Raw genomic sequence first — 3,137 nt, forward strand, 5'->3', positions numbered from 1 at the left:
GGTAACGACTTCGCCCACTACGCGCGCCACGAGGAGATCGTCCGGGCTTCCATCGAAGGTGGACGCGTGACCGCGCTGTGTGGTTACAGGTTCGAGCCGGTGCGTGATCCTCAGCGGTTCCCGGTATGCCCGAAATGCAAGGAGCTTGTCGAGCTGGCCGAACAGCTTGGCTGACCGCCCCGGGCGGCCCCGTTCCGATCGCCCCTTCCCGGGCCATGGTCACGGCTGGGCGTAGGCCAGGACGCGGCTCGCGGCGGCCCGTGCCGCGCTACACGCTGCCGGTGTCTGCCTGCCGCGAGAGCTGCTATGAGTGTCGATCACGGTAGTGATCGGCAACAGGACGGATGGTGACGGATGGTGGCCGAGGCTTCTCTGACGCTGTGACTCGTCCCATCTGATCCGCCCACGTGACCGGCCACGTACGACCGGGACGACGGATGATGCGTAAGCTGGGATGCCGTCGGGCCTCCTCACGATGCCAGGCCCGCCCTTGTGGTCCTGTTCCTGTAGTAGCCCCGCCCTTGTAGCTCAGTGGATAGAGCGACCGCCTCCTAAGCGGTAGGCCGCAGGTTCGATTCCTGCCAGGGGCACACAGCCCGTCTGACCTGCGCGGATGCAGCCGGCGCCGCCGATCGTCGAGAAGCGCTCCGGTCGCAGTCCTACTAACTTTCGGCATCCGTGCGACGCGCCCGGCGAGCACGGCGCCCCGGCGCCGCGCGCAGTCCGGAGCGTGGCGGCTCGGCCGGTGTCCCGTTCGGCGTAGCGCCGGTCTCCGAGATCTGATCAAAGAGTGATCGGGATCTGGGCTTGTGTCACGAGTTGGCGACGGCCGATGAACTTAGTGGCCAGGAGGATGCCCGCATCGTGGACATCCGGCCCGGAGTGGCTCGCGCTCGCGTCTGTCACGATCCACGGTGTCAGGTCGCGCTCAAAGGCATCTACAGCAGTCTTGAGGACGCAACTGTTCGTGTCGATGCCGCAGATGTAGAGGTCAGTCCAGCCATGTTCCTTGATCAGTGCGGTGCCTTCCTCGTTGAAGAGGGTGTAGATCGTCTTGTCGACCACCGCGGTTGCTTTCGCGGCGTGGGGTATCAGATCATCGACGATGTCTGTTGCCGGTGACTCGCGTAGCTGGGTCCAGCCCATCAGCCGCTCGTATGGGCTTCCGGGGAAGTTGAGGTACCGCGTGAAGATGGTGGCGCGACCGGCATCATGCCAGCGTTGGACAAGATCCACGATAATCGGTACAACGGGCCGTGAGTGTTCGGTCAGGAATCCGTTCTGAACGTCGATCACTACCAGCACCGGTGATTTGCTGTTCATCCTTGCCCTCCGTCTGCCGCTTCTCGTAACGTCTCAACCGCGTGGGCAAGGTGTCGAGACAGGCCGCTCGTTTCTACGATCGCTTCACGCATCGATCGGTGTTGTGACGTCTCCTGCGGGCGTTCGGTGGTCAGCCTGGACCGAAGTCCCCTCACGAACCGCCATCCATATTCGGCGGGTACGACCGGATCTCGTCCCCGTTCGACTGCTGATCGTATCGAATTACAGTAGGACCATGCGGCTTGCACCGACAGTTCGCATGAGATGAGCTCATGTTCAGTCAGTGCTCGTGCCGATGCGGTGGGGTGGTAGACAATGCCCGACCACGATGCGAACCCGAACGATATCCCTTTCATTCCGAATTCCATGATTTCGGGGTGGTTGAATCCTTCCCGTAGTAGCGACTGCTCGACGAGTTCGGCATGTGCCTGAGACGATCCTTGGTGGTCATCCTCGCGTTCGAGCAGGACACGGGGGATACACAGAAGCCGAAGTGCGCTGTCGAGACGGGTTCCATCCCATGGCGCCGACTCGACCCAGTAGGTGCTCAAGACGTACGGCTCATCGCGCACGGGGGCTTCGATGCGTTCTTCGAGGTGGCGGGTAGCCCAATCGATGTTCTCCGGGTAGGAGACGCGGCGCCAGGCGGAGATCTCGGCTACAGACGACGGTGTCAGGTCCTCAATCAAGTGGTAAACCACGACCCCGAAGGGCCATACGTACATGGTGCAAGTCCCTGCGTCTCCGTCGGTAACCGGCGTTGAATAGCACTCGGTCCACTGTCGGTCGGCGGGTGACGCCCGTACCGCCGTCCTGATGTTTTCGGCGGCCTGGGCGCCAACATAGATCGGGATGAACTTGTGACTGGAGAGCTTAAAGGTCGATGACTCGCTGACAGGTCGCAGGCTGCCGAATAAGTCGTGCGGGCTTTTTTCGAAGAACTGGCAGTACAGTCGCGAGTAGAATTCGTCGGGCGATCTTATCTGCCCACTTTCCAGCCGGTATATCTGTTTCTTGATGTTTTCTTCGCCGGGCGACGGCCAACTTTTGGACAGGCAGAACCGGTGTAGCTCCTTCGCCAGGCGGGGTCTTCCCCATCCGTGCGACGTTCGCAGCTCAAGGAGCACGCGGTTCGGTGTGGGCGCCGATGTCGTCGCCGTGCTTGATGTCCCTATGTCCATGACCGCTGTCCTGATGTCCATGGACGGATGTCCTGTCCCTGCCTGTACCGGCTGTCACCTGTGCGGTGAGTCGTTGAGCGGTCATTCTTGGGACATGCACGAATCAACCGAATGGCGCCTTCGGCCGGCCGACTCATTTGTCCTCCGAGGTGAGATGGTTCATCGCCTCGTCGACACGACGCTCAACTTCGGCGAGTCCGGTAGAAACATCGTTCAGTTGTTTTCGGAGTCTGGCGACATCCGTCTGAATCTCGCGCAGCTCTTCGCCTGGCGCCGGCGCGCGGGGCTCGTTACAGACGTAGGCGCCGCTGTTTGCCTTGATGTGCACGCGCCCTCTGGCGCTCAGCAGTCGAACGGCGGCCTGAGCCGTGTTGATCGCGATGCCGTAGTCGTTGGCGATCCGCCGGTAGGACGGAAGCGGGCGGTCCGGCGGGTACTTGCCCGCATCGATCGCGGCTTCGAGTTGATCGGCGACGCGGTGGCTGGCGTGACGCCTGTCGCTGACTGGGGCCCCTGACTCTTCCACTGCATCAGCGTATCCATCCGTCTCAAGACGGTGGCTTGACACGACACGACAGCGATGGCACTGTCTTAAGACAGTTCAACCGTCTTGACACAGAGGCCCCGGCGCTC

General features: G+C 62.0%; 4 protein-coding genes and 1 tRNA gene. 2 read left to right on the forward strand and 3 right to left on the reverse strand.

Features of this window, described 5'->3' with window-relative positions:
• A partial coding sequence (locus CM1CMNOD_RS00340; protein WP_131773785.1) for a DUF3039 domain-containing protein occupies window positions 1-174 on the forward strand: 174 nt, incomplete at its 5' end.
• Between the two features lie 343 nt (window positions 175-517).
• Window positions 518-590, forward strand: a tRNA-Arg gene (locus tag CM1CMNOD_RS00345).
• Window positions 591-783: 193 nt separating this feature from the next.
• Here CM1CMNOD_RS00345 and CM1CMNOD_RS00350 read toward each other — a convergent pair.
• From CM1CMNOD_RS00350 to CM1CMNOD_RS00360, 3 genes are all read right to left on the reverse strand, one after another.
• Complete coding sequence (locus CM1CMNOD_RS00350) at window positions 784-1,323, reverse strand: cysteine hydrolase (protein WP_013871675.1); 540 nt, start codon at window positions 1,321-1,323, stop codon at window positions 784-786.
• Window positions 1,320-2,504, reverse strand: coding sequence for a hypothetical protein (locus CM1CMNOD_RS00355; protein ID WP_206437592.1), 1,185 nt, complete (start codon window positions 2,502-2,504; stop codon window positions 1,320-1,322). The genes CM1CMNOD_RS00350 and CM1CMNOD_RS00355 overlap by 4 nt, the downstream gene beginning before the upstream one ends.
• 133 nt (window positions 2,505-2,637) lie before the next feature.
• Window positions 2,638-3,030, reverse strand: a complete 393-nt coding sequence (locus CM1CMNOD_RS00360; protein ID WP_013871677.1) for a GntR family transcriptional regulator — start codon at window positions 3,028-3,030, stop codon at window positions 2,638-2,640.
• Window positions 3,031-3,137: the final 107 nt, after the last annotated feature.

Origin of the sequence: Protofrankia symbiont of Coriaria myrtifolia (assembly GCF_900634755.1) — a bacterium.
GTDB classification, from domain to species: Bacteria; Actinomycetota; Actinomycetes; order Frankiales; family Frankiaceae; genus Protofrankia; species Protofrankia coriariae.

Bases quoted from the DNA above. Each gene is read 5' to 3' on its own strand.
- CM1CMNOD_RS00350 (WP_013871675.1), bottom strand. From the start codon at position 1,323: ATGAACAGCAAATCACCGGTGCTGGTAGTGATCGACGTTCAGAACGGA.
- CM1CMNOD_RS00355 (WP_206437592.1), bottom strand. From the start codon at position 2,504: ATGGACATAGGGACATCAAGCACGGCGACGACATCGGCGCCCACACCG.